Below are 22,474 nucleotides of genomic sequence, written 5' to 3' on the forward strand. Positions count from 1 at the left end.
TCGCACCCGTGGACGTCGTCCTGACCGCCGCCGGCTCCGTGCTCGTGGTGATCGGAGCCCTTGCGTTCGTCACCGCGGGACTCGGTCTGATCCGGTTCCCCGACCCTTACACCCGCGTCTCCGCCGTGGGCACCGCCGGCGGCGTCGGGACGATCCTGATCGTGGTGGGCGCCCTGCTACTGGCCCCGGGGGTGGCCGCGTTCGTGAAGGTGGCCCTGATCGTGGTGCTGCAGCTGGGCTCGGCCTCGGTGGCCACCATGGCCCTGGGCCGCTCGGCCTACCTCACTGGGGTGCCCATGAATCCGGGGCACTACGACGAGCTCGCCGAGGATACCCCCGGCCGCGAGGGTGGCCGAGCGGCCCCGCGCCTTCCGGACATGGACTGAGGCACGGGCCGGCCCGCCCGGGCGGCGTGCCTCAGCGCGCGTCGAGGAGCATGTTCGTCATGCGCACGGTCGAGAGCCGCCGGCCCTGCTCGTCCGTCATCACCACCTCATGGGTGACGAGGGTGCCGCCCAGGTGGACGGCGGTCGCGGTGCCGGTCACGAGGCCCGAGCGGACGGCCCGGTGGTGCGTGGCGCTGATCTCGACCCCGACGACGTTGCGGTCCGGCCCGGCGTGGATCTTCGCGGCCATCGAGCCCAGGGACTCGGCGAGGACGAGGTGGGCGCCGCCGTGCAGCAGCCCGACGGGCTGCTCGTTGCCTGCCACGGGCAGGGTGGCGACGGCGCGCTCGGCCGTGAGCTCGAGGAAGCGCAGGCCCATCTTCTGGGCCAGGGGGCTGATCGCCGCGCCGCCGAGCGCGGCGACGAGCTCGGGCGTCAGACCGGCCTCGGCGCAGGCCGCCGCCAGCTCGGCGGGGCTCAGCTCGGGGGTGACGCCGGGGCGGTACACGCGGTCGGAGGCGGCGGGGGTGGTCGCGGTGTGCTCACTCATGAGCACTAGGCTGGCACACGCGACCGGTGCGCCCCGCGCCGCGCGCCGAGAGGAGACGTGAGCACCCATGGCGGCAGATCCGACCCCAGAGGCCCCACAGCGGCTGCTGGTCCTGGACGGGCACTCGATGGCGTTCCGCGCGTTCTACGCGCTGCCCGCCGAGAACTTCGCCACGGACACGGGCCAGCACACGAACGCCGTGTATGGCTTCACCGCCATGCTCCTGACCATGATCCGGCAGCAGCGGCCCACGCACGTGGCCGTGGCGTTCGACCTCTCCGGGCCCACGTTCCGCTCCGAGGAGTACGGGGAGTACAAGGCCGGCCGCTCCGAGACGCCCGCGGAGTTCGCGGGCCAGATCGAGCTGACCGTGAAGGTCATGGAGGCCCTGGGCATCCCCACGCTCACGCTGGAGGGCTACGAGGCCGACGACATCGTGGCCACACTGTCCGCGCGCGCCGAGGAGGCGGGGTGGGAGGCCGTCGTCGTCTCCGGTGACCGGGACGCGTTCCAGCTCATCTCCGAGCGCACCACCGTGCTCTACCCCAAGAAGGGCGTCTCCGACATCCCGCCGATGGATGCGGACGCCGTCATGGCCAAGTACGGGGTCGCCCCCGCCCAGTACCCCGAGCTCGCGGCCCTCGTCGGCGAGGCCGCGGACAACCTGCCCGGAGTGCCCGGCGTCGGCCCCGGGTTCGCCGCGAAGTGGCTGAAGCAGTACGGGGACCTCGACGGCGTGCTCGCGCACGCGCACGAGATCACGGGCAAGAAGGGGGAGGCGCTGCGCGAGCATCTCGAGGACGTGCGCCGCAACCGCCGCCTCAACGCCCTCGTGCGCGACCTCGACCTGCCGATCGGGCTCGAGGCGATGCGGCTCGAGATGCCGGAGCGCGAGCCCGTGGAGGAGCTGTTCGACGCGTTGCAGTTCAACCGCATCCGGGAGCGCGTGTTCGAGGTGTTCGGTGAGCGGGTGGGCGAGGACGCGCCGCCCCCCGAGGTCGAGGCCGCCCCGGAGTTCACCGAGGCGACGACGGCCGAGGACGTGCGTGCCTTCCTCGCCGCCGAGGCCGGCAACCTGCTCGGCGTCCACGTGGACGTCGAGGGCCCGGCCCTGCTGCCCCGCCGCAAGGTGCCCGTGCCCGGCACGTTCGGCACGCCCGTCGGCGTCGCGCTGGTGGGCGAGCACGCGGGCCTGCACGTGAGCCTCGACGGCGACGCCCCGGACCCGGCGCTGGTCGGCGCCGTGCGCGAGGCCCTCGGCGAGGGCGGACTCGCCAAGGCCGTGCACGACCTCAAGCGCACGCTCAAGGCGCTGGCCGCGCCCACCGAGGGGGACGGGCTCGGCCGGGACGCGGCCCTGGATGGCGTGGTGGACGACGTGCTGCTTTCGGCCTACCTGATCCAGCCGGACCGGCGGGACACCTCGCTCGAGGCGCTGGCGGAGGCGCATCTGCACACCCCCCTCACCGCCCCGCGCGAGCCCGCGCAGCAGCGGGCGCAGGGAACGTTCGACCTCGACGGCGGGCAGGCCGCCGCCGAACGCGCGGACCGCGCCGCGGACGCCGTGCGGGCCGCCTGGGTGGTGCGCCGTCTCTCCACCCAGTTCACGCCCCAGGTGCTCGACCGCGGGGCCCAGCGGCTGCTGCAAGAGCTCGAGATCCCGCTCTCGCGGCTGCTCGCCCGGATGGAGCTGACCGGCATCGCCGTCGACGTCGACGCCCTGACCGGCCTGCGCGAGGACTTCACCGACGCCGCCGACGCCGCCAAGGAGTCCGCGTGGGCGTCCGTCGCGGAGGAGACCGGCGGGATGCAGGTCAACCTCGGCTCGCCCAAGCAGCTGCAGGAGGTGCTGTTCGAGCGGCTCAACATGCCGCGCACGCGCAAGACGAAGACCGGCTACTCCACGGACGTGGACTCGCTGCAGGACCTGCTCGAGCAGACCCGGCACCCGTTCCTCGAGAACCTGATGGCCCACCGTGACGCCACGAAGCTCCGGCAGACCGTGGAGGGGCTGCTCGAGACCGTCGCCCCGGACGGCCGCATCCACACCACCTACTCGCAGACCGCCGCCGCCACGGGCCGGCTGTCCTCGCTGCACCCGAACCTCCAGAACATCCCGGTGCGCACCGAGGCGGGCCGCCGCATCCGTGAGGTGTTCGTGGCGGACGAGGTGGCCGGCGAGCAGGCCGTGCTGCTCTCGGCCGACTACTCCCAGATCGAGATGCGCATCATGGCGCACCTGTCCGAGGACGAGGGGCTGATCCAGGCCTTCCGCGAGGGCGAGGACCTGCACTCGTTCGTCGGCTCGCAGGTGTTCGGCGTGGACCCGGACGACGTCACCGCCGAGCAGCGTGCCAAGGTGAAGGCGATGAGCTACGGCCTGGCCTACGGGCTGTCCTCCTTCGGGCTGTCCAAGCAGCTGAAGATCTCGGTGGATGAGGCGCGCGGCCTCATGAAGGGCTACTTCGACCGCTTCGGCGGCGTGCGCGACTACCTGCGCGACGTCGTCGCGCAGGCCCGGCAGGACGGGTACACCTCGACGATCGAGGGGCGCCGCCGCTACCTGCCGGACCTCAGCTCGGACAACCGTCAGCTGCGGGACATGGCCGAGCGCGCCGCGCTCAACGCCCCCATCCAGGGCTCGGCCGCGGACATCATCAAGCGCGCGATGCTCGATGTGCAGGCCGGCCTCGAGGAGCACGGGCTGGCCTCGCGGCTGCTGCTGCAGGTCCATGACGAGCTCATCCTCGAGGTCCCGGCCGCCGAGCTCGAGCAGGCCACGGCGCTCCTGAAGGAGCGGATGGGCCGGGCGGCCGAGCTCTCCGTGCCGCTCGACGTGCACGTCGGCCGGGGAAGGAGCTGGCATGACGCCGCACACTGACACACCGGAGGGTCCGTCGCTGCGGCGGCTGGCCGACGCCGCCGAGGCCCGGCTCGGCGAGCACGGCCTCGCGCTGCGCGACCTCGGGGTCCTCGGCCCCGAGGACCCCGCCGCATCGCACTTCGCGGCCGCGGTCGAACGGGGCTTCTACGAGACGGTGCCCACGGGCGCCGCGCTCCGCCAGCAGCTCGAGGCCCACGCGGCCGACGGACGGCGCCGGCTCGGCGTCTACGCGCCGGGGGAGGACCCGGCGGCCCGCCGCCCCGCCGCCACCTTCGAGGACTTCGTGCAGCCGTTGACCACGTGGCCCGGCCGCGCCGTCGACGCGTGGCTGATCACCGACGTGACCGTCTCGCCGGACGCCCGCCGGCGCGGCGTGCTGCGGGCCATGATGCTCAGGTCCCTCGCGGACGCCCGCGACGCCGGCCTGTGCGCGGCCGCCCTGACCGCGACCGAGGCCGCCATCTACGGCCGCTTCGGCTTCGGGGCCGCCACCCGGTGGCACGCCGTGCGGATCGACGTCTCGGGCGCCCCCGCGCTCACGGGTGCCCCGGCCGGCGGGCGGGTCACGGTCGAGGAGCCGCGGGAGATGCCCGGCCTCGTCGACGAGCTGTACGGGCGGGTGCTGCCGGCCACCCCGGGCTCGGTCCAGCGGACCTCGTTCAGCGTGCCTCGCTGGGAGGACCGCGAGGCGAGTCGGAACGAGGGGCGCGGCTCGGGGCTGTACGCGGCGGTCCACCGCGACGACGACGGGCGGGTCCAGGGCGTCGCGCTGTATCGGTTCGAGGGCTGGGAGAAGGAGCCGCCCACGATCACCGTCACCGCGTTCCTCGCGGCGACCGCCGACGCGCGGCGCGGGCTCGTCCACCACCTGGCCCGACTGGACCTGGTCGAGCGGATCGAGTGGGGCCGCGCGCCCGAGCCCGGTTGGCTCGAGGCGCTCTTCGTCGACGAGCGGCGGGTGAGTCGGCACCGCGGCTCCGACGACCTGTACCTGCGGGTCCTGAACCTGCCCGCCGCCATGGCGGCCCGTGGCTGGGCGGGCGACGGGGAGGTCGTCGTCGCCGTCGAGGACGCGCTCGGCGCGATCGACGGGACGTGGCGGCTCACCGTCCGCCAGGGGCGCGGCGCCGCCGAGCGGTTGGGCCCCGCGGCCGACGCCGTGGGCCTGGGCGCGGGACTCCGGCTCGACGCGGCCCGGTTCTCCGCGCTCTGGCTCGGCGGGCACTCCCGCGGGGCCGGCGCCGCGGTGCTGGCGGAGGCCGGTGTCGTGGCGGAGCTGCGGGCCGGCGCGGCGGAGGCGTTCGACGGGCTTGTGCGACCCAGCCGACCCCTGCACACCCTCGTCGGCTTCTGATACGCTGGACGAGCACATTCGTGCGCATTTGATACATGTCCATCACGACCCACGCCGGGTGGGGCCCCTCTGGTGCCCGGATGCCGCCCACCGGCGGCATCGATCCCGACGTGACCCCCGATCCCAACGGAGTCCCTCCTACATGACCACCACTTCCAACGCCCCGCAGGTCGCCATCAACGACATCGGCTCTGCCGAGGACCTGCTCGCCGCCATCGACGCGACCATCAAGTACTTCAACGATGGCGACCTCGTCGAGGGCACCGTCGTCAAGGTGGACCGCGACGAGGTCCTGCTCGACATCGGCTACAAGACCGAGGGCGTCATCCCGTCCCGCGAGCTGTCCATCAAGCACGACGTGGACCCGGACGAGGTCGTGGCCGTGGGCGACACCGTCGAGGCCCTGGTCCTCACCAAGGAGGACAAGGAGGGTCGCCTGATCCTCTCGAAGAAGCGCGCCCAGTACGAGCGCGCCTGGGGCGACATCGAGAAGATCAAGGAGGAGGACGGCGTCGTCGAGGGCACCGTCATCGAGGTGGTCAAGGGCGGCCTCATCCTCGACATCGGCCTGCGCGGCTTCCTCCCGGCCTCCCTCGTGGAGATGCGCCGCGTGCGCGACCTGGCCCCCTACATCGGCCAGAAGCTCGAGGCGAAGATCATCGAGCTGGACAAGAACCGCAACAACGTGGTCCTGTCCCGCCGCGCCTGGCTCGAGCAGACCCAGTCCGAGGTCCGCTCCAACTTCCTCCACAAGCTGGAGAAGGGCCAGGTCCGCAACGGCACCGTGTCCTCCATCGTCAACTTCGGCGCCTTCGTGGACCTGGGCGGCGTGGACGGCCTCGTGCACGTCTCCGAGCTGTCCTGGAAGCACATCGACCACCCGTCCGAGGTCGTCGAGGTGGGCCAGGAGGTCACCGTCGAGGTCCTCGAGGTGGACATGGACCGCGAGCGTGTCTCCCTGTCGCTGAAGGCGACCCAGGAGGACCCGTGGCAGCTCTTCGCCCGCACCCACGCCCTCGGCCAGGTCGTGCCGGGCAAGGTCACCAAGCTCGTGCCGTTCGGTGCGTTCGTCCGCGTGGAGGACGGCATCGAGGGCCTCGTGCACATCTCGGAGCTGGCCTCGCGCCACATCGACACCGCCGAGCAGGTCGTGTCGGTCAACGACGAGCTGTTCGTCAAGGTCATCGACATCGACCTCGAGCGTCGCCGCATCTCCCTGTCCCTCAAGCAGGCCAACGAGGGCGTGGACCCCGAGGGCACCGAGTTCGACCCGGCGCTCTACGGCATGGCCGCGGAGTACGACGAGGAGGGCAACTACAAGTACCCCGAGGGCTTCGACGTCGAGACCAACGAGTGGATGGAGGGCTTCGAGACCGAGCGCGCCGCCTGGGAGCAGCAGTACGCCGACGCTCAGGCCCGCTGGGAGGCCCACAAGGAGCAGGTGCGCCGATCCCTCCAGGAGGAGGCCACCGCCGGCGCCGACGCCGGTGCGGGCCTGGGCGGCTCGTCCTACTCCTCCGAGGCCCCGTCCTCGGACGGAGGCACCCTGGCCTCCGACGAGGCCCTCGCCGCCCTGCGCGAGAAGCTCACCGGCAACTGATCGCCGCGGTGCGTGACCGTCCCTGACGGCCCGCGCCGAGCACCCGACGCCCCGTCCCTCCCTCCGGAGGGGCGGGGCGTCGTCGCGTCCCGGGGGGCTGGCCGTGGGGGCGCGGACGGGACCCGACGGCCGCGCTCAGCGGCGCTCGGAGACCGTCACGGTGAACGTGCGGTCGCGCGCCGTCTGCCGCGTCGGCCCGACGAGGTCCTCCAGCACCGGCCGGTACCGCAGGTGAGAGTTCCAGACGCACCACAGCCGGCCGCCCGGCTGCAGCACCCGCGCCGCGGCCGCCACCAGCCGGTGGGCCACGGAGGGGTCCACGGCGTTGCCGTCGTGGAACGGGGGATTCAGGAGAACGCACTCCTCCGTCCCGTCCGGCCACGTGGCCAGGGCGTCGTCGCGCACGGCCCGGACGCGGTCCGCCACGCGGTTCGCGCGGGCCGTGGCCAGCGTCGAGGCCACCGCCACGGCGGACTGGTCGGTGGCCAGCACGGTGACGTGCGGCCACAGCCGCGCCGCCCCGACCGAGAGCAGCCCGTTGCCGCAGCCCAGGTCCACGACGCGCCCGGGCGGGCGCGGGTCGTCGGCGAGCGAGGCGAGCAGCAGACGGGAGCCCGGGTCGGCGGCGGCTCCGCCGAAGGCGCCGGCGTGGGCTACCAGGTGCAGGCTCCCCACGCCGGGGACGTCGCGGTCGGCCTCCTCCGGTGGCCGGGGGGTCACGCCGGGACGCGGGCCCCGGGCCGTGAGCACGCGCGCCTTGCGGCGGCCCCGTCCGGCGACGACGTCCTCGAAGGCCGCGCCGAGCACCGCGTTCATGCGCGGGCTCATGTGCTTGTCGCGGCCGCCGGCCAGCAGGACCACGCCGGGGTCGGCCGCGGCCGCCACGATCCGGGACAGCCGGTCGAGCTCGTCGAGCGAGCGGGGCAGCGGCAGCAGGACCGTCCGGGCGCCCCGGGCCGCGTCCTCGGGCGTGGCCGACCGCTCGAGCTCGCCCGCCTCCCCGCCGAGGCGACCAGTGGCGCGCCACGCGGCGAGGTTCGCGTCCAGCGAGCGCTCGGCGGAGGCGTCGTCCTGGTGGACCCGCACGTCGTGGCCGGCCGTGAGCAGGGGCAGGGTCAGGGCGCCGTGTCGGTCCTCCAGGACGGCCACCGGGCCGGGGACGTGCCCGCTCGCGATCCACCCGGCCAGGGTGTCGAGCAGGAGCAGGTCCGCCGCGTCGTGGGCCTGGCGGTCGGGCTCGGGCGGCAGCGGCCACCGATCCAGCGCCGCGAAGTCCACGCCCGCGGTGAGGTCGTCCGGCAGCCCGCCGTGGGCGACATCGGGGGTGACCCCCCGGGGCAGCGGCTCACTCATGGTCCACCCAGTCCTCTCCGATCCGTTCCGCACGCCCCGCGCCAGCCGTGACGTCCGCGAGCCGCTCCGCGAACGCCGCGCGGGCCTCCTCGGTGTCCGGCACGCCGACCGTCAGGCGTACCGCCGCGGCGCCGTAGCTCGCCTCCAGCACCGACACGCCCGCCGCGCGCAGCTCGTTCTCCCACCGGCCGGCGTCGGTGTGGGGCGCCTCCACCGCGAGCAGGGCCAGCCGGGAGCGGGTGCGCAGCGGGGCGGCGTCGAGCGCCCCGGACACCGAGTCCGAGTAGGCGCGCACCAGGCCCCCGGCGCCCAGCTTGATCCCCCCGAACCAGCGCACGACGACGGCGCACACGTCCGTCAGGTCGGTCCGCCCCGGCGCGGTCTCGCGCTGGACGAGGGCCTCGAGCATGGGGACGCCGGCCGTGCCGGCGGGCTCGCCGTCGTCGCTGGAACGCATCCGGTCCCGGGCGGGGCCGAGGACGAACGCGCTGCACACGTGCCGCGCGTCGTGGTGCCGGCGCCGCAGGACGGCGACCATCTCGCGGGCCTGCGCCTCGTCATCGACGCGCCCGAGGTAGGTGAGGAAGCGGCTGCGGCGGGTCTCCACCTCCCGTTCCAGCCAGCCGTCGGGGTCGCGGGCGGACGCCGGCAGGACCGTGCAGCGCGCGGTCGGGGCGGGGGCGGGATCGGGCATGACCCCACCCTAGGGGCTGGCCGAGGACGGGCACGCCGTCGAGCCCGGACGTGAGCTTCGGTACAGTGGGCGACCGTGCCACCCGGCACCGGCCCACCGGTGAGCGTGCACGCGTGCCGCCGCGGGCCTCCCACGACCCTGTCCCGGGAGACTCATGACTTCCCCGCTCACTCGCCTGCACGACACGTTGGGGCTCCGCACGAGTCCGGCGATCTTCTTCGGCTCGGCCGCCGCGGTCGTGCTCTTCACCGCCGCGATGGGCCTGTTCCCTGGCCCGGTCCAGGCGGCCTTCGGCGTGGTCTCGAGCTGGCTGCGCTACGACGTCGGCTGGATCTACACCCTCAGCCTGACCCTGCTGGTGGCGTTCCTGTTCATCCTCGCCGTGACCCGGTACGGCCGGGTCAAGCTCGGCGACGACGACGCGGTGCCGGAGTACTCCGGCCTGACCTGGTTCGGCATGATGTTCGCCGCCGGCGTCGGCGCGGTGCTGATGTTCTGGGGCATCGCGGAGCCGATGAACCACTACGCCAACCCGCCCATGGCGGGGACGGAGCCGTTCTCCGACCGCGCGGCCTCGGAGGCCATGGCGATCGCGAACTTCCACTTCGGCATCCACATGTGGGCGATCCTGCTCGTCCCGGGCCTGTGCTTCGGCTACTTCACGTACAAGCGCAAGCTGCCCCCGCGCGTGTCCTCCGCCTTCCAGCCCCTCCTCGGCGATCGCATCCACGGCCCCATCGGCAAGACGATCGACATCATCGCCGTGGTCTCCACCGTGTTCGGCCTCGGCGTGTCCGTGGGCCTGGGCGCCCTGCAGATCAACGCGGGCATGAACTACGTGCTGGGCACCCCCGTGGCCGGCTGGGTCCAGGCGCTCATCCTGGCCGTCGTCACCGCCGTGGGCACGGCCTCCGTGCTGGTCGGCATGGACAAGGGCGTCAAGCGGCTGTCCTACGCCAACATCCTGCTGGCGATCGCCCTGCTCGTGTACGTCCTGATGTGGGCCGTCTCCAGCATGGACGTCATCCGCGGCACCGTGCAGGCGATCGGCGAGTACGCCTCCATGCTGCCCGTGCTCTCCACCTACAACGACACGTACAACTCGGGCCAGTGGTCCGGTGACTGGACCGTCTTCTACTGGGCCTGGACCGTCACGTGGGCGCCCTTCGTGGGGATGTTCTTCGCCCGCATCTCGCGCGGCCGCACCATCCGCTCCTTCATCGTGGCCGGCCTGGGCCTGCCCACGGCGTTCGTCATCATCTGGATGGGCATCTACGGCTACTCCGCGTTCCAGTCGGACCGCGCCACCGCGCCGGCGCCGGGCCAGGGCGGCGACCTCACGCAGACGATCGTCACCGACGGCAACGTCCAGGCCGCCCTGTTCCAGCACCTGCAGGGCATGCCGCTCTACACGGTGGCCGCGGTCGTGGCGCTCGTGGTCATCACGCTGTTCTTCATCACCTCGATCGACTCGGGTGCGCTCGTGATGGACGCGATGGCCAACGGCCACGAGGATGCGGCGCCCCGCCGCCAGTCCGTGTTCTGGGCCGTGTCCATCGGCGCGGTCTGCGCGGCCATCATCCTCACCGCGGGCGAGAACGGCCTGGCGGCGCTGCAGGAGGTCATCATCGTGATCGGCCTGCCCATCCTGCTCATCACCGTCACGCAGGCCGCACTGCTGCTGCAGGCCCTGCGCGAGGACGCGGGTGCCGCGCGGCCCATGCGGACCCGCCAGTGGAAGCAGGTGCTGCCGGTCGAGGAGTACCGCCGCCGCGCCACCGAGGACGGCGTGGACGTCTCGGACTTCGTGATCCGCCCCGAGTTCGAGGTCGGCACCGAGCCGGAGAACGACACGCACACCCCGAAGACGTGGCACCAGCAGCGCATCGACGCGGCCAAGGCCCTCGTCACCGTCGGCCTGACCGGCGGCATCGCCGCGGGCCGCACCGAGGTCGGCGCGGAGCTCGAGCGGCTGGGCGCCGTCGTCGTGGAGTTCGACGACCTGATGGGGGAGATCCTCGTGCCCGGCAACCCCGTGCTCGAGGAGCTCCGCTCGGTCTTCGGCGACGACATCGTCCGCGCGGACGGCACCCTGGACGCGCGCACCCTCAACCGGCTCACCACCGAGAGCTCGACCGCCCGGACGCGCATGTACGAGATCGTCTCCCCGGCGGTGCGCGACGAGGCGAACCGCCGGGCCCGCGAGATCGGCGAGGACTCCGTGCTGGTGGTCGACCTGGCCCTGCTGGCCGAGACCGGCTCCGAGCACGACTTCGACCAGGTGCTGGCCGTCTCCGCTCCCGCCGAGGTGCGCGTCGCCCGGCTCATGGAGTCCCACGACATGACCCGCGAGCGGGCCTGGGCCTTCATCGACGAGGAGGCGGCGGACGAGGAGCGGGCCGAGATCGCGGACACCGTGATCGAGAACGACGGCTCGCTCGAGGACCTGCAGGAGGCCGTCCGGGCATACTGGGAGGCCAAGATCCAGCCTCAGCTCGAGGCCGCCCGAGGAGAGCGCGTATGACCGAGACCGACCCGGTGGCCGAACGGCCGCGCGTCCATGTGGGCCTGACCGGCGGGATCGCCGCCGGCAAGTCCGCGGTGGCCCGTGTCCTGCAGGAGCGTGGCGCGCTCCTGGTGGACTCGGACGCCCTCGCCCGGCTGGTCCTCGAGAAGGGCACCGACGGGCTGGCCGCCGTCCAGGACGAGTTCGGGGACCGCGTCATCACCGCGGACGGTGAGCTCGACCGCGTCGAGATGGCCCGCATCGTCTTCGGGGACGAGGGCGCCCGACAGCGCCTGAACCGCATCGTGCACCCCCGGATCCGGGCTGCGGCCCGGCGCATCGTCGCCGAGGCCGGGCCGGACGCCGTCGTGGTCCAGGACGTGCCGCTGCTGGTGGAGACCGGGCAGGCGGACGCGTTCGACCTCGTGATCGTGGTGGAGGCCCCGCTCGAGGAGCGCCTGCGCCGGATGGTGGAGGACCGCGGCATGAGCCGCGCGGACGCCGAGGCGCGGATCGCGGCCCAGGCCACGGACGAGCAGCGGCGCGCCGTCGCGGACGTGGTCATCGTCAACGACGCCGACCTCGAGCGGCTCGCGTCCGTGGCGAACCAGGTGTGGGACCGGTTCCTCGCCCCCGGCGCGGCTGAGCCCTCGGCGGACTGACCGCCGGGGTGTCCGGGGCGCGACGTAGGGTTCTGCCATGAGCCTGGCCCAGAAGATCAACCGCATCGTCGCCCCGTTCGAGGTCATCTCCCCCTACCAGCCCTCCGGTGACCAGCCGAAGGCCATCGCCGAGCTCGCCGAGCGCGTGGAGGCGGGGGAGAAGGACGTCGTCCTGATGGGCGCCACCGGCACGGGCAAGTCGGCGACGACGGCGTGGCTCGTCGAGCGCCTCCAGCGGCCCACGCTGGTGATGGTGCAGAACAAGACGCTCGCCGCGCAGCTGGCCAACGAGTTCCGCGAGCTGCTGCCCCACAACGCGGTCGAGTACTTCGTCTCCTACTACGACTATTACCAGCCCGAGGCGTACGTCCCCCAGACGGACACCTTCATCGAGAAGGACTCCTCCATCAACGAGGAGGTCGAGCGGCTGCGCCACTCGGCCACGAACGCGCTGCTGACCCGGCGGGACGTGATCGTGGTGGCCACGGTCTCCTGCATCTACGGCCTCGGCACGCCCGAGGAGTACATCGACCAGATGGTCACCCTGCGCCGCGGTGCGGAGATGGACCGGGACGCGCTCCTGCGGCGGTTCGTGCAGATGCAGTACGTGCGCAACGACGTCGACTTCCACCGCGGCACCTTCCGGGTGCGGGGGGACACCGTGGAGATCATCCCCATGTACGAGGAGCTCGCGGTGCGCATCGAGTTCTTCGGGGACGAGATCGAGTCCATCCAGACCCTGCACCCGCTCACCGGCCAGGTGGTGCGCGAGGAGGAGGAGATGTACATCTTCCCGGCTTCGCACTACGTGGCCGGCGACGAGCGCATGGGCCGGGCGATCACCAGCATCGAGGACGAGCTGCGGGAGCGGCTGCAGGAGCTGGAGTCCCAGGACAAGCTGCTCGAGGCGCAGCGGCTGCGCATGCGCACCACGTACGACCTCGAGATGATGCAGCAGATGGGCTACTGCAACGGCATCGAGAACTACTCGCGCCACATCGACGGCCGTCCCGCCGGCTCCGCCCCGCACTGCCTGCTGGACTACTTCCCGGACGACTTCCTGCTCGTGGTGGACGAGTCCCACGTGACCATCCCGCAGATCGGCGCGATGTACGAGGGGGACATGTCCCGCAAGCGCACCCTCGTGGAACACGGCTTCCGCCTGCCCTCGGCCATGGACAACCGCCCGCTGAAGTGGGACGAGTTCCTCGAGCGGATCGGGCAGACCGTGTACCTCTCCGCGACGCCGGGCGCCTACGAGCTCGGCCAGGCGGACGGCTACGTCGAGCAGATCATCCGGCCCACCGGCCTCGTGGACCCGCAGGTGGTGGTCAAGCCGACCGAGGGCCAGATCGACGACCTGCTCGAGCAGATCCGCGTGCGCACGGCCAAGGACGAGCGCGTCCTGGTGACCACGCTGACCAAGCGCATGGCCGAGGACCTCACGGACTATCTGCTCGAGGCGGGGGTGAAGGTCGAGTACCTCCACTCGGATGTGGACACGCTGCGCCGCGTGGAGCTGCTGCGGGAGCTGCGCAAGGGCACCTTCGACGTGCTGGTGGGCATCAACCTGCTGCGCGAGGGCCTGGACCTGCCCGAGGTCTCGCTCGTGGCGATCCTGGACGCGGACAAGGAGGGCTTCCTGCGCTCCACCACCTCCCTCATCCAGACCATCGGCCGCGCCGCCCGCAACGTGTCCGGCGAGGTCCACATGTACGCGGACAACGTCACCGACTCCATGCGCCGGGCGATCGAGGAGACCGAGCGGCGCCGGGCCGTGCAGATCGCCTACAACGAGGAGCACGGGATCGACCCCCAGCCCCTGCGCAAGCGCATCGCGGACATCACGGACCAGCTGGCCCGGGAGGACGCGGACACCGCCGACTTCCTCAAGGGCATGGGGGGCGTGAAGTCCGGGTTCGACTTCGGCATGGGCCACCGCGGCCTCAGCTCGCTGGACCGGGCCCCGGCCACGGGGGAGGGTGCCGAGGCCCCGGCGGTGGACCCGGCGTCGCTGCCCGCCAAGGACCTGGCCGATCTGATCGAGCAGATGTCGCAGCAGATGCACCAGGCGGCGGCGGACCTGCAGTTCGAGCTCGCGGCCCGCCTGCGCGATGAGGTCGGCGAGCTCAAGAAGGAGCTGCGGCAGATGAAGCGGGAGCAGTGACCGCCCGGCGCGTTCCGCGCCCCGGGGTGTTATGAAAACACTGATGAATATCTTCATATCAGTGATAGTGTGACGCCATGAGCGCAGCACCCCCGGTCGCGGCCGTGATCGCGGACATCGTCGGCTCCCGCGCCCTCCCGGACCGGGACCGCGCGCAGGAGCAGATCCTGGCCGCCTTCGCGGCCGCGGAACAGGACGTCCCGCCGCTGCGTCCCGCCTGGGCCAGCGTCGGCGACGAGTTCCAGGCGCTGCACCGCACCTGGCCGGACGCGCTCCGGCTGACCGTCCGCGTCACGCTCGCCCTGCCCCCGGGCCTGGACCTGCGCTTCGGGATCGGCCTGGGGCAGCGGCGGGCCCTGGACGCCGGCGGAGACGGCATCGAGGACGGACCGGCCTGGTATCGGGCCCGCGAGGCCGTCGAGCGCGCGCATGAGCGGGCTGTCGGAGCCGCGACCGCCTTCCGCGCCGCGGACCCGTCCCTCACCGCCGCCGTGGACGGGCTCGTCCTGCTGCGCGACCATGTCCTCGGCCGACTCAAGGCCCGCGAACGCCGGATCGCCGCCGCCCTGCTGGGCGGGGCGACCCAGGCGGAGGCGGCACGGGCGGAGCGGATCACGCAGTCCGCGGTGTCGCAGGCCGTCGCGCGGTCCGGGATCGACCGGGTGCTCGAGCTGGACGCCGAGCTCGCCGCCGCGGCGACGGAGGTCGCGCCGTGACCGCCCTCGCACTGCTCGCCCTGGGGCTGCACGACCTGCTCGACGCCGTCCTGCCCGGCGCCTGGCCCGCCCCCCGGCGGCGGTGGCTGGCCCGGGCCGGTGCGGCCGTGGCCGCCGTCCTCGCCGCGGTGCTGGTGGCCGTCCTGGCGCCGACCGGCATGTCCGTCGCGGTGGGCGGCGGCCTGGTGGCCCTCGGCCTGCTGATGGGCTGGACGTGGCTGCATCCGGACCGGCCGCTCGGGGTGGTCGCGGTGGTGGCCACGGTCGGCCTGGTGGCCGTGCTCGAGTCGACCCTGGCGCCCGCGGGCCTGCGCTCCGCGCCACCGGCCCTCACGCTGCCGGCGGTGGCGGTGGCGCTGACCGAGACCGGCAACCGGGTCACCCGCGCGGTCCTCGCCCTGGCGGGCCGGTCCGCCGACGGGGGCGACGAGGAGGCGGAGGACCCCGCGGCGGAGCCCACGACCGTGCCGTCCGCCGCGCCCACGGACCCCGCGGCCGACGGCCTGCGCGGCGGCCGTTACATCGGGCCCATGGAGCGGCTGCTCATGGTCGTCCTGGGGCTCGCGCAGGCCTACCCGGTGATCGCGGCCCTGATGGCGGCCAAGGGCATCGTGCGCTTCCCGGAGATCTCGGCGGACCGCGGCGCCGGCTCGCGCGCGGAGGAGTTCCTCATCGGCTCCCTCGCCAGCTGGGGCCTGGCCGCCGCCGGTGCCGTCGTCGTCTGGCTCGCCCTGGGCCTGACCGCCCCCGGCGCAGCCTGAGAGCGGGCCCACCCGCGTCCGCGCGCGGGACCGCGCCCGTCTAGACTTGCGCGGCCCCCACGAGAGGAACCCCTCCATGGACGTGCTCAGTCCCGCCTTCGAGACCACGACCCTTGTGGTCCTCGGCGTCATCCTCCTGCTTGACCTGCTGTACGTCGCGCGCCGCCCCCACGAGCCCTCCATGAAGGAGGCCGGCCTGTGGATCGGGTTCTACGTGGCGCTGGCGCTGGTCTTCGCGGGGCTGCTCTTCGCCCTGGGCGATGCGCAGCACGGCACCGAGTTCCTCGCCGGCTGGGTCACCGAGTACAGCCTCAGCGTGGACAACCTGTTCGTGTTCCTCATCATCATGGCCAAGTTCCAGGTGCCCCGCCGCTACCAGCAGGAGGTGCTGATGGTGGGCATCATCATCGCGCTGATCGCCCGCGCGGTGTTCATCGCGGTCGGCGCCGTCGCCATCGAGCACCTGACGTGGGTGTTCTACATCTTCGGCGCCTTCCTGCTCTGGACCGCCTGGCAGCAGCTCAAGGACGACGGCGGGGACGAGGAGTCCGAGCCGGGCGTCGTGGCCCGCCTGACCCGCCGCCTCAACGTGGCGCCGGACTACGACGGCAACCGACTGCGCACCACCGTGGACGGCCGGCGCATGTTCACCCCCATGGTGGTCGTGTTCATCACGATCGGCCTGACGGACGTGATGTTCGCGGTGGACTCCATCCCGGCGATCTTCGGCCTCACCCAGAACTGGTTCATCGTCCTGACCGCCAACATCTTCGCCCTCATGGGCCTGCGCCAGCTCTATTTCCTGCTGGGTGGGCTGATGGACCGTCTCGTGTTCCTCAAGCACGGGCTCGCGTTCATCCTCGCCTTCATCGGCGTCAAGCTCGTCTTCCACGCCCTGCACGAGAACGAGCTGCCCTTCATCAACGGCGGCCACCCGGTGACGGCCGTCCCGGAGATCTCCACGTTCGTCTCCCTCGGCGTCATCGTCGGCACCCTGGTGCTGGCCACCGTGGCGTCGCTGATCTGGGGCCGCGCGGACCGGGCGTCCGACTCCCCGTTCACCGGTGAGATCCAGCGCATGGAGGACTACGCCGACCGGGCCCGCCGCGACGACCGCTGACCCGCGGCCCGCACCAGCGGGCCCGACGACGCCCCGCTCCGCCCGCCGCGGGTCGGGGCGTCGTCGTGCGACCGGGTAGACTGACCGGCGACGTAGGGGAGTATCCCGAACACTGTGGACGTCAGCACGCCGCGGCCGCCGAGAGCGCGCCGCCGGCCGGACACAGGGGCCCGGGCCGCGGTCGCGGCGGGCGGAGAGACTTGCGGCACCGTCCCGACCCCTGACGCCGAGAGGTGACCCGTGGAAATCAACGGCCTGACCTGGGGCCTGACGATCGCGCTGATCGTCGGGCTCCTCGCGTTCGACTACTTCGCCCATGTCCGCAAGGCGCACACGCCGTCGATCCGGGAGGCCGCGATCTGGTCCGGCGTCTACGTCGGCCTCGCGCTCGTCTTCGGCCTCGTGTTCTTCGCCTTCGGCGACACCCAGCACGCGGTCGAGTACTACACCGGCTACCTGCTGGAGAAGGCGCTCAGCGTCGACAACCTGTTCGTCTTCCTGGTGATCATGGCCAGCTTCCGCGTGCCCCGCGACTACCAGCAGAAGGTGCTGCTGTTCGGCATCACGTTCGCGCTGATCTCGCGCACCTTGTTCATCCTGCTGGGCGCCGCCGTCATCGCCGCGTGGTCGGACGTGTTCTACCTCTTCGGCCTGTTCCTGCTGATCATCGCCGGCGGCCAGCTCAAGGGCGAGATGTCCGGCGACGCCGAGGGCGCCCAGGACGAGGCGGACAACGTGATGGTCCGCCTCGTCAAGCGGTTCCTGCCCGCCTCCGAGCAGTTCGACGGCGACCGCCTCTTCACGACGGTGGACGGCAAGCGCCTCATGACGCCGATGCTCCTCGTGATGATCGCGATCGGCGCCACGGACATCCTCTTCGCCTTCGACTCCATCCCCGCGATCTTCGGCGTGACCCAGGAGGCGTACATCGTCTTCACCGCCACGGCGTTCTCGCTCATGGGCCTGCGCCAGCTGTACTTCCTGATCGACGGCCTGCTCGACCGCCTCGTCTACCTGGCCTACGGGCTCTCCGCGCTGCTGGCGTTCATCGGCGTGAAGCTGATCCTGCACGCCCTGCACGAGAACAACCTGCCGTTCATCAACGGCGGCGAGAACGTGCCCGTCGTCGAGATCCCCACGACGCTGTCCCTCGTGGTCGTCGTCGTGATCCTGGCCATCACCGTGGCGATCTCCCTGGCCTCGCCGAAGGGCCAGGCCCTGCGGGCGCTGCAGAACGCCGAGAAGTACTCGTACCGCTACTCGAAGCTGCCCGAGGACGCCGACCCGGCCGAGCGCGAGCGCGCCGCCGCCCTGATGGACCGCTGGACGGCCCGGGCCGAGGCCCTGGACCAGCGCTGGCGCGACCAGCTGCTCGAGCACAAGGACGCGTGGTCGGCCATCATCCGCACGGCCCACGAGACCCGGCTCGCCGATCCCCGTGACGACGACGCGCGCGGGGTCTCCGAGCAGATCGTGCGGCAGGACGGGCCCACCGTCTGAGCCGATCACGGCGCCGGGGGAGTGCTCCGCCGACGCCCGGGCCCCCGGGCCGGTCAGTCGACCGGGTCGGGGGCCGTCGTCGTCCCGGCGCCGTCCGGCGCGGTCATCGCCAGGAGCCGGTCGAGGATCGCCGGCCCGTCGTCGGCGATGCCGTCGTGGTGGAAGGCGTCGGTCTCCCACACCTGCAGGCCGCGGACGCGCCGCGCCGTCTCGAGCGAGAGGTCCCGGTCCACGTACACGTCGTCCGCGTAGACGGCGGCGGCCACGGGGACGGTGTTCTGCGCCAGGGCGGCCACGTCGTACAGCGGGCCCCACTGCGTGCGCTCGGCGAGCAGCCGCGCCGTGCCGGCCAGGGGTCGCAGTCGGGGGTCGACCTCGACGGACCAGGGCATGACGTGCTCGCCCGTGGGCAGCGGGACCGCGGTCGCCTCCGGGTCGAAGTCCGGGTGCTCGACGAGCATCCGGGATGCCGACCAGCCGGTGTCCGCCCGGCCGCCGGCCAGGTCCGCCGGCTGCGCGTAGATCGCTTCGTGCAGCACGGTGTAGAGCGGGTTGACGAGGCGGTCGTCCTGGTCGGCGACGGCGGCCAGGAACGTCTCGGACAGGCGCGGCGCGGGGCCGGTGCGGTCCACGGCCTCGGCGAGGACCCAGTGCAGGCGGTCCACGCGGGTGTTGCCGCCCAGCAGCATGCCCAGACCCTGGGCCCGTCCCACGGTGAGCGGCCCGCCGCCGGGCAGGGGGATCGGGGCGCCCGCGGCCTCGGCGGCGCGGATCAGCCCCACGGCCTCCGACCACGCGTCGCGGTCGGCCGGGTGCCGGTCGAAGAACTCCTCGGTGCGGGCGCGCATCCGGGCGTAGGTGGCCCGGTAGACCCGGTCGGCGTGGCCGGTGAGCGGGGCGAGGCCGCCGGTCACCAGGCTGCGCTGCAGGCCCTCCGGGTGGAAGGAGAGATAGCTCAGCGTGCAGAACCCGCCGAAGCTCTGGCCCAGTGTGGTCCACGGCCCGGCGCCGAGGGCGAGGCGCAGCATCTCGGCGTCCCGCACGATCGAGGGCGCCCGCAGGTGCACCAGGTGCTCGGCGCGCGCCTCGTCCGTGGCGAAGGCGCCCGGGGCGGTCAGGGTCGCCACGGTGGCCGGGGTCGAACGCCCCGTGCCGCGCTGGTCCAGCAGCAGCACGCGGTGGCTCTCGGCCAGCGCGCCGAGCCAGCCGCTCAGGCGCGCCGGGCGGGGCCCGGCACTGCCGGGGCCACCCTGGAGGTACAGGGCCCAGGGGCGCTCGCCCTCGGGGTCGTCCTTCGCCCGGATCTCGCGGGCGAAGACGGTCAGCGTGCCGCGCCCGTGCGGCCCGACGCCGGTGCCCGCCGCGTCCTGCGCCTCGGCCTCGGCGAGGCCCAGCGCGTGGTCGATCGGCACCGAGAACCAGTGGTCCACCGTGACGGTGCCGTCGTAGAGCTCGGTGCGCTCGCCCACGCGGTGGCGGGCCGGCTCGAGGGGAGCGAAGCCGCGCGGGTCGCCCGCCACGGGCCGTCCTGCCGCCCGAGCGTCCCCGGCGCTCACAGGCCCCACCCGGACTCGGGCGCGCCCACGGAGACCACCCGGATCACGGGATGGCCCGCCTCGTCGGAGGCGTCCAGGTCGACCACGGCGTTGATCCCGTGGTCCAGGTCCCCGTCCGGGTCCTTCAGGACCTGCCGCACCGCCCACCAGCGCGGGCCGGCCAGCTCCAGCGGGGCGGCGACGTCGGGGGCCGCGGCCACGCGGAACAGCTCGGGGCCGCGCGCGGCGGGGCCGTCGTCGATGTCCTCGTGGTCGTCGAAGTAGGCGTCGAGGGCGTCGGCCCAGTCGTCGGCGGACAGCTCGCCGGACAGGCGCGCGAGCGCCTCGTCCCGCTCGTCGCCGAACAGGCGCACCCGCTGGAACATCGCGTTGCGGACCATCACCCGGAACACGGGCTCGTTGTCCGTCAGGCGAGGCGGCGCCGGCGGCTCGAGCGCCTCCATGTCCCGGCGCAGCTCGTCGATGTCCCCGGCCACCAGGTCCTCCCACTCCTCCAGGAGGGACGAGTCGGTCTGCTTCACCATCTCGTCGAGCCAGTCCAGCAGCACCTGGAGATCCTCGGTGCGGGCCGCCTCGGGCACCGTGTGGCGCAGCGCCTTGACCGCGTCCGTGAGGTAGCGCAGCAGCACGCCCTCGGACCGGGCGATCCCGTAGAACCGCACGTAGTCGCCGAAGCCCATGGCCCGCTCGAACATGTCGCGCACCACGGACTTGGGGGTCAGCTCGAACTCCGCGAGCCACGGGGCGTCCTGCCGGTAGAGCTCGAACTGCTGCTCGAGGAGCTCGGCCAGCGGCCGCGGGTGGGTGATCTCGTCGAGGGCCCGCATGCGGTCGTTGTAGTCCATGCCCTCGGCCTTCATGGCGGCCACGGCCTCGCCCTTGGCGTGCTTGACCTGGGCGGAGAGCACCTGGCGCGGCGGGTCGAGGGTCGCCTCGATCACGGAGACCACGTCGAGCGCGTGGTCGGGATCGGCCGGGTCCAGCAGGTCGAGCGCGGCGAGGGCGAAGGGGGAGAGCGGCTGGTTGAGCGCGAAGTCCGGCTGCAGGTCCACCGTGAGGTCCACGGTGCGGCCCTCGGCGTCCGGCTCGGGCAGACGCTCGACGACGCCCGTGGCCAGCAGCTCCCGGAAGATCCCGAGCGCGCGGCGCATGAGCACCGCCTGGCGGGCCGGGGTCTCGTGGGTGCCGCGCAGCAGGCGCCGGACCGCGATGACCGGGTCGCCGGGCCGGTCGAGGATGTTCAGCAGCATCGAGTGCGTGATCCGCATGCGGGAGACCAGCGGCTCCGGCTCGGCGGAGACGAGGCGCTCGAACGTCGCCGGCCCCCACGAGACGAAGCCGGCCGGCGGGGTCTTGCGCTTGCCGGACTTCACGGACTGCTTCATGCGCTTGGCCCGCTCGGCCTCGTCCTTGACGTTCGCGAACTTCGCCGCGGCCTTGCGCTCGGCCGCCTTGTTCTCGATCACGTGCTCGGGGGCCTGGACCACCACGGTGCCGGAGGTGTCGAAGCCGGCCCGGCCCGCCCGGCCGGCGATCTGGTGGAACTCGCGGGCCTGGAGCAGACGGGTCTTCTCGCCGTCGAACTTGGACAGCGCGGTGAGCAGCACGGTGCGGATCGGCACGTTGATCCCGACGCCGAGCGTGTCCGTGCCGCAGATGACCTTGAGCAGCCCGTCCTGGGCCAGCTTCTCCACGAGGCGGCGGTACTTGGGCAGCATGCCCGCGTGGTGCACGCCGATGCCCGCCCGGACAAGGCGGTTCAGGGTGTGCCCGAAGCCCGCGGAGAAGCGGAAGCCGGCGATCCGCGCGGCGATCGCCTCCTTCTCCTCCCTGGACGTCACCGAGATCGAGGACAGACCCTGGGCCGTCTCCACGGCGTCCAGCTGCGAGAAGTGCACGATGTACACCGGTGCCTGGTGGGTGCTCACGAGCTCCTCGACCTTCTCCTGCAGCGGCACCTCGGACCACTCGAACGTCAGCGGGATGGGGCGCTGCGCGTGGGCGACGACGGCGACCTCGCGCCCGGTGCGCTCGGTCAGGTCCGCCTCGAGGCGGGCGGTGTCGCCGAGGGTGGCCGACATCAGCAGGAACCGGGCCTGCGGCAGCTCGAGGAGGGGCACCTGCCAGGCCCAGCCGCGGGAGGGGTCTGCGTAGTAGTGGAACTCGTCCATCACCACGGTGCCGATCTCCATGCCCGAGCCCTCGCGCAGCGCGCGGTTGGCGAGGATCTCGGCGGTGCAGCAGATGATGGGCGCGTCACCGTTGACGGTGGAGTCGCCCGTGACCATGCCGACGTTCTCCGCGCCGAACACGTCCACCAGCGCGAAGAACTTCTCCGAGACGAGCGCCTTGATCGGCGCCGTGTAATAGGAGACGGCGTCGTGGGCGAGCGCGTCGGCGTGCGCGGCCAGCGCCACCAGGGACTTGCCGGAGCCGGTGGGCGTCGCCAGGATCACGTGCCGGCCCTGGACGAGCTCGAGGGCGGCCTCCTCCTGGGCGGGGTAGAGCGAGATCCCGCGGTCCTCGGTCCAGGCCGCGAAGGCCCCGAAGACGTCGTCGGCGTCCGGGGCCGGCGGGAGCGCGTCGATGCGGTCGGTCAGCGAGGGCGGGTTCGTGGCGGCAGAAGTCATCGCCCCCAGGGTATCGGCCGCTCCGCGCGATACGG

Annotated in this window: 16 protein-coding genes; 11 read left to right on the top strand and 5 right to left on the bottom strand. The window is 72.8% G+C overall.

Going from position 1 to position 22,474, the window contains the following annotated elements:
• The first annotated feature begins 8 nt into the window (after positions 1–8).
• Positions 9–386, top strand: coding sequence for a cation:proton antiporter (locus tag ACUJ8O_RS01750; RefSeq protein WP_445373099.1), 378 nt, complete (start codon positions 9–11; stop codon positions 384–386).
• Positions 387–417: 31 nt separating this feature from the next.
• On the opposite strand, the gene ACUJ8O_RS01755 is transcribed toward ACUJ8O_RS01750, so the two are convergent.
• Positions 418–936 carry a PaaI family thioesterase gene (locus tag ACUJ8O_RS01755; protein WP_010078745.1) on the bottom strand — a complete coding sequence of 173 codons (519 nt, stop codon included), beginning with the start codon at positions 934–936 and terminating at the stop codon, positions 418–420.
• Between the two features lie 67 nt (positions 937–1,003).
• Here ACUJ8O_RS01755 and polA point away from each other — a divergent pair, with 67 nt between their 5' ends.
• From polA to rpsA, 3 genes are all read left to right on the top strand, one after another.
• Positions 1,004–3,817 carry a DNA polymerase I gene (gene polA, locus ACUJ8O_RS01760; RefSeq protein ID WP_095346668.1) on the top strand — a complete coding sequence of 938 codons (2,814 nt, stop codon included), beginning with the start codon at positions 1,004–1,006 and terminating at the stop codon, positions 3,815–3,817.
• Positions 3,801–5,174: a GNAT family N-acetyltransferase gene (locus ACUJ8O_RS01765; RefSeq protein WP_036338617.1), complete on the top strand. Its 1,374-nt coding sequence runs from the start codon at positions 3,801–3,803 to the stop codon at positions 5,172–5,174. Before polA ends, ACUJ8O_RS01765 begins: the two co-directional genes overlap by 17 nt.
• A gap of 142 nt (positions 5,175–5,316) precedes the next feature.
• On the top strand, positions 5,317–6,774 hold the full coding sequence (gene rpsA / locus ACUJ8O_RS01770) for a 30S ribosomal protein S1 (RefSeq protein WP_036315338.1): 1,458 nt from the start codon (positions 5,317–5,319) through the stop codon (positions 6,772–6,774).
• 135 nt (positions 6,775–6,909) lie between these two features.
• Here the strand turns inward: rpsA and ACUJ8O_RS01775 are convergent, their stop codons facing one another.
• Entirely contained in the window at positions 6,910–8,127 is a 1,218-nt protein-coding gene (locus tag ACUJ8O_RS01775; protein ID WP_235188161.1) for a class I SAM-dependent methyltransferase, read from the bottom strand.
• Positions 8,120–8,821, bottom strand: a complete 702-nt coding sequence (locus tag ACUJ8O_RS01780; protein WP_036338614.1) for an IMPACT family protein — start codon at positions 8,819–8,821, stop codon at positions 8,120–8,122. Before ACUJ8O_RS01780 ends, ACUJ8O_RS01775 begins: the two co-directional genes overlap by 8 nt.
• A gap of 154 nt (positions 8,822–8,975) precedes the next feature.
• Here ACUJ8O_RS01780 and coaE (ACUJ8O_RS01785) point away from each other — a divergent pair, with 154 nt between their 5' ends.
• From coaE (ACUJ8O_RS01785) to ACUJ8O_RS01815, 7 genes are all read left to right on the top strand, one after another.
• A complete protein-coding gene (gene coaE / locus ACUJ8O_RS01785) occupies positions 8,976–11,345 on the top strand; it encodes a dephospho-CoA kinase (protein WP_036338611.1) in 2,370 nt (789 codons plus the stop codon).
• Entirely contained in the window at positions 11,342–11,989 is a 648-nt protein-coding gene (gene coaE / locus ACUJ8O_RS01790) for a dephospho-CoA kinase (protein ID WP_036315330.1), read from the top strand. Before coaE (ACUJ8O_RS01785) ends, coaE (ACUJ8O_RS01790) begins: the two co-directional genes overlap by 4 nt.
• Before the next feature lie 37 nt (positions 11,990–12,026).
• Complete coding sequence (uvrB, locus tag ACUJ8O_RS01795; RefSeq protein WP_036338608.1) at positions 12,027–14,156, top strand: excinuclease ABC subunit UvrB; 2,130 nt, start codon at positions 12,027–12,029, stop codon at positions 14,154–14,156.
• A 77-nt stretch (positions 14,157–14,233) separates the two neighbouring features.
• On the top strand, positions 14,234–14,872 hold the full coding sequence (locus tag ACUJ8O_RS01800) for a SatD family protein (RefSeq protein WP_036338605.1): 639 nt from the start codon (positions 14,234–14,236) through the stop codon (positions 14,870–14,872).
• Entirely contained in the window at positions 14,869–15,633 is a 765-nt protein-coding gene (locus tag ACUJ8O_RS01805) for a hypothetical protein (RefSeq protein ID WP_036338602.1), read from the top strand. The genes ACUJ8O_RS01800 and ACUJ8O_RS01805 overlap by 4 nt, the downstream gene beginning before the upstream one ends.
• A gap of 76 nt (positions 15,634–15,709) precedes the next feature.
• Positions 15,710–16,753: a TerC family protein gene (locus ACUJ8O_RS01810; RefSeq protein WP_036338599.1), complete on the top strand. Its 1,044-nt coding sequence runs from the start codon at positions 15,710–15,712 to the stop codon at positions 16,751–16,753.
• Between the two features lie 240 nt (positions 16,754–16,993).
• Positions 16,994–18,253, top strand: coding sequence for a TerC family protein (locus ACUJ8O_RS01815; RefSeq protein WP_036338596.1), 1,260 nt, complete (start codon positions 16,994–16,996; stop codon positions 18,251–18,253).
• A gap of 53 nt (positions 18,254–18,306) precedes the next feature.
• On the opposite strand, the gene ACUJ8O_RS01820 is transcribed toward ACUJ8O_RS01815, so the two are convergent.
• Both ACUJ8O_RS01820 and ACUJ8O_RS01825 read right to left on the bottom strand, forming a co-directional pair.
• Positions 18,307–19,773, bottom strand: coding sequence for an alpha/beta fold hydrolase (locus ACUJ8O_RS01820; protein WP_036338593.1), 1,467 nt, complete (start codon positions 19,771–19,773; stop codon positions 18,307–18,309).
• Positions 19,774–19,805: 32 nt separating this feature from the next.
• Positions 19,806–22,439, bottom strand: coding sequence for a DEAD/DEAH box helicase (locus ACUJ8O_RS01825; protein ID WP_069941289.1), 2,634 nt, complete (start codon positions 22,437–22,439; stop codon positions 19,806–19,808).
• Positions 22,440–22,474: the final 35 nt, after the last annotated feature.

Source organism: Micrococcus sp. EWR3.9.1, from assembly GCF_052615555.1.

Bases quoted from the DNA above. Each gene is read 5' to 3' on its own strand.
- ACUJ8O_RS01755 (WP_010078745.1), bottom strand. From the start codon at position 936: ATGAGTGAGCACACCGCGACCACCCCCGCCGCCTCCGACCGCGTGTAC.
- polA (WP_095346668.1), top strand. From the start codon at position 1,004: ATGGCGGCAGATCCGACCCCAGAGGCCCCACAGCGGCTGCTGGTCCTG.
- ACUJ8O_RS01775 (WP_235188161.1), bottom strand. From the start codon at position 8,127: ATGAGTGAGCCGCTGCCCCGGGGGGTCACCCCCGATGTCGCCCACGGC.
- ACUJ8O_RS01780 (WP_036338614.1), bottom strand. From the start codon at position 8,821: ATGCCCGATCCCGCCCCCGCCCCGACCGCGCGCTGCACGGTCCTGCCG.
- ACUJ8O_RS01810 (WP_036338599.1), top strand. From the start codon at position 15,710: ATGGACGTGCTCAGTCCCGCCTTCGAGACCACGACCCTTGTGGTCCTC.
- ACUJ8O_RS01825 (WP_069941289.1), bottom strand. From the start codon at position 22,439: ATGACTTCTGCCGCCACGAACCCGCCCTCGCTGACCGACCGCATCGAC.
- coaE (WP_036315330.1), top strand. From the start codon at position 11,342: ATGACCGAGACCGACCCGGTGGCCGAACGGCCGCGCGTCCATGTGGGC.
- uvrB (WP_036338608.1), top strand. From the start codon at position 12,027: ATGAGCCTGGCCCAGAAGATCAACCGCATCGTCGCCCCGTTCGAGGTC.
- rpsA (WP_036315338.1), top strand. From the start codon at position 5,317: ATGACCACCACTTCCAACGCCCCGCAGGTCGCCATCAACGACATCGGC.
- ACUJ8O_RS01765 (WP_036338617.1), top strand. From the start codon at position 3,801: ATGACGCCGCACACTGACACACCGGAGGGTCCGTCGCTGCGGCGGCTG.
- ACUJ8O_RS01800 (WP_036338605.1), top strand. From the start codon at position 14,234: ATGAGCGCAGCACCCCCGGTCGCGGCCGTGATCGCGGACATCGTCGGC.
- coaE (WP_036338611.1), top strand. From the start codon at position 8,976: ATGACTTCCCCGCTCACTCGCCTGCACGACACGTTGGGGCTCCGCACG.